The following is a 3376-nucleotide window of genomic DNA, read 5'->3' on the forward strand; positions in this document are numbered from 1 at the left end:
CTCTTACTATGCGGGATTGCTGGTGGTATTTTTTTAATAGTAACAGGAATTAAATATCGGAAATTACTCGTTGGTTTAATGGGGCTACTTAGCCTATCCTTTGTCACACTACCTTTTGTTTTTTTAAGTATAGGAATTAATATGGATACAATCTTCCCCATTCCAACTGCTCTTTACTGGACCCTATTTTCTTTAACTGGATTATTAGCTGGATTAAGTGGATTACAAGCAAAGATTAAAAGTATCCGTAATATGGGATTCATTATTTTTATCGCTGGTATATTAGGAGTTATCTTCTGGTTACTCATGACTGTGGGTGATTCATACTATATATAATATTTTTTGAAACTCACAAATCGGAGGTAACACAGAAGTGTTCGGAATATTAACTTGGATGATTTTAGCTCTTACTTTAATGGTATGCGAATTCATCGTTGGCATTTTTTTAATTATTTTTGGTATTAAATGTCGTAAATCACTTACCATTATAGCTGGTTTCATTAGCATATCGCTTATCGTTGTTCCTATCGTTTGTATAGGTTCTGGAATAGATTTAGAGGGGATGATTCCAATTTCAGGAACTTTATATTGGGGTCTCTTCTCTTTAGCTGGACTATTAGCTATTATAAGCGGCAGACAAATATCAAGTATTCGTGCTATGGGAACAATTTTGTTTATAACAGGGCTGTGCTCCGTAGCTGGTTACCAGCTTTTATATTTAACTGCATAAAGAACACAAAAAAGCAGGGAATTTAATTCCCTGCTTTTCTATTTGGTTTATTGCCTGATGGTAAGAAGAACGATAACACCCAAGCAATCCCTGCGAGTATCGTTGCAATTAAGAAGGCATCGTTAATACCGTTAATTGCAGATAGCTTTGAAATTTGTCCATATAATAGTTGTGTGCTCATCGCGTCTCCTGCTTGAGCTGATCCAGCTAAGGCCGCTAAACTTTGCCCCATGCCGTGTATTTTATCAACTAAAATTGGGTTTGATGTTGTTAACATGTTGCCGTAATCTGCTACGTGAGCAGTCGTTTGTTGCGTCATAAGTGTAATTAAAATCGCTGTTCCGATTGAACCCGCTACTTGTCTTGACGTATTTTGCGTTGCTGTACCGTGAGAAATTAATTTCATAGGCAGCGCGTTCATACCAGCTGTCATGATTGGCATCATAATGAATGACATACCAATTGAACGTATAATATAATCCGTCATAATAACGCTATACGGTGTATCCATCGATAATTTTGTAAATTCATATGTCGCATACGTCGTAATTGCCAATCCAATTATCGCTAATGGACGGATGCCATATTTATCGAATAATTTACCCGCTACTGGTCCCATGATCCCCATAATTAATGAACCTGGAAGAAGTAGTAAACCAGATTCAATTGGCGTAAAGCCACGAATGTTTTGCAGATATACTGGAAGCAGTAACATACCTCCGAATAATGCCATCGTAACGATTGCGTTAATTACTAAAGTGAAAGTAAATACTGGATATTTAAATACTTGTAAATCAAGCATTTTATTGTCCGTTGTTAACTCTCTCCAAATAAATAACGCTAAACCAATTACACCAATGATAAGTGAAATAACAACTTCTGCACTAGTCCAACTATTATTTCCAGCCTCACTAAATCCGTACAGCAAACTTCCTAGCCCAATACTTGAACTAACAACACCAAATACATCTAATTTTGTTTTAGACACTGGCTGAGCTAGTGTAAAGAATTTTAAAGATAGGAACGTAATAATTAAACCGATAATAAACATCGCATAGAACATTAAGTTCCAGCTGTAATTTTCAATTACCCAACCTGTTACAGTCGGTCCGATAGCTGGAGCTAAAATCATCGCTACACCTAGTAACCCCATCGCTGCTCCGCGCTTATGAGGCGGGAATAATGTCATGAAGATATTCATACCAACCGGCATTAAAATACCCGCACCAACCGCTTGAATAACACGGCCCGTCATCATCATCGTAAAGTTTCCGGAAATAGCACAAATGATAGATCCTACCGTAAAGAATAACATTGCTGCTACGAATAATTTACGATACGTAAATCGTGAAACTAAAAAGGCACTAATCGGTACTAAAATACCATTTACAAGCATGAAGCCTGTAATTAACCATTGTGCTGTTGAAGTTGATACGTTAAATTCATTCATTAACGGAGGTAATGCAACGTTAATAATTGTTTGGTTTAAAATAGAAACGAACATGCCGAGAATTAATACAGCTACAACTGCTTTTACGTTCACATTCTCTACAGGCGTAGAAATTTGTTTTTTCTGCACTTCTTTTTCTTGTTTTACTTCTTCTTGCTTTCCTGTTTCTAACTCAACTACATTAGAAATTTCCGATTCTTGCTTTCGTTCAATTTCTTTCTCTTCTGTTTCAACTTTACTTATTTCTATTTTACTTACGGCTGGGACTTGTTCTTCTCCCATTTTCGTTTTTTTCTTTCGTAAAAGACGATTTACAAGGAAGAAGACGATTATACAAAATAGTGCATATCCTGCAATTACAATTGAGGACATCTCATCTCCCCCTTACTTATGAATACGAACTGTCACATTCATGCCAGGAACAATATTTACTGATTTGCTATGATCTAAAGAAATTTTAACTGGTACTACTTGTGTTACTTTCGTATAGTTCGCTGTTGCGTTGCTTGATGGCAACATAGAGAATGTATTCGCTGTTGTTAAGCCAACTTGTTCTACTTTTCCTGTTAACGTTGTATCTGGGTATGCATCTACATACACATCTACATCTTGACCTTTTTGAACATCATCAACATCTGTTTCTTCAATGTTTGCTGTTACCCATAAATTGTTCATATCGAATGCGTAAGCAATCGGGCTACCAGCTCCAACGAAAGCATTTGTTGTTGCGTTTGATTGTACAACCGTTGCATTTTGTGGAATTGTTACATCTACTGTTTGTTCTCCATTAGCTGCCGCTACAGTAACAGTACCTAGTTTATCGTTCTCATTATAATTTTTTCCTACTTCAGCTTTCCAGTCAGTTAGTTTACCTGCTACTGGTGAAGCAACCGGAATTACCTTCCCATCAATCTTTGCATTGTCTGTTTTTAAGTAATTTTCCGTTTGGTTGTAATAGTAATAACCGCCAATACCGCCGCCAACTAGTACAATTAATGTGATAATGTTGATAATTACCATTCTTCGAAACTGATTCATTGCATTCCTCTCCTTATATCGCATATAATTTTTTTCTAAACTATTTATGTCCTTATTGTTTAGATTGTTTAATTGTTAATTATATTAACCTTTTAACAAAAAAATCACACCATCTGCAGCGTAAAACGAAATTTATCTACCTGCGAGCGGTGCTGATT

4 protein-coding genes are annotated in these 3376 nt (G+C 36.2%); 2 read left to right on the forward strand and 2 right to left on the reverse strand.

Annotated features, from left to right (window positions below; genetic code table 11):
• Nucleotides 1-336, forward strand: a 336-nt coding sequence (locus ABWK52_RS22035; RefSeq protein ID WP_353772131.1) for a DNA-binding protein, incomplete at its 5' end; no start/stop codon positions are given.
• A gap of 37 nt (nt 337-373) precedes the next feature.
• Entirely contained in the window at nt 374-730 is a 357-nt protein-coding gene (locus ABWK52_RS22040; RefSeq protein ID WP_065222750.1) for an ammonia permease, read from the forward strand.
• A 22-nt stretch (nt 731-752) separates the two neighbouring features.
• On the opposite strand, the gene ABWK52_RS22045 is transcribed toward ABWK52_RS22040, so the two are convergent.
• Entirely contained in the window at nt 753-2552 is a 1800-nt protein-coding gene (locus ABWK52_RS22045; RefSeq protein ID WP_025709908.1) for a DHA2 family efflux MFS transporter permease subunit, read from the reverse strand.
• Nucleotides 2553-2564: 12 nt separating this feature from the next.
• On the reverse strand, nt 2565-3218 hold the full coding sequence (locus ABWK52_RS22050) for an HlyD family secretion protein (RefSeq protein ID WP_001071419.1): 654 nt from the start codon (nt 3216-3218) through the stop codon (nt 2565-2567).
• Nucleotides 3219-3376: the final 158 nt, after the last annotated feature.

It is taken from the genome of Bacillus sp. AP50 (genome assembly GCF_040492675.1).
GTDB classification, from domain to species: Bacteria; Bacillota; Bacilli; order Bacillales; family Bacillaceae_G; genus Bacillus_A; species Bacillus_A cereus.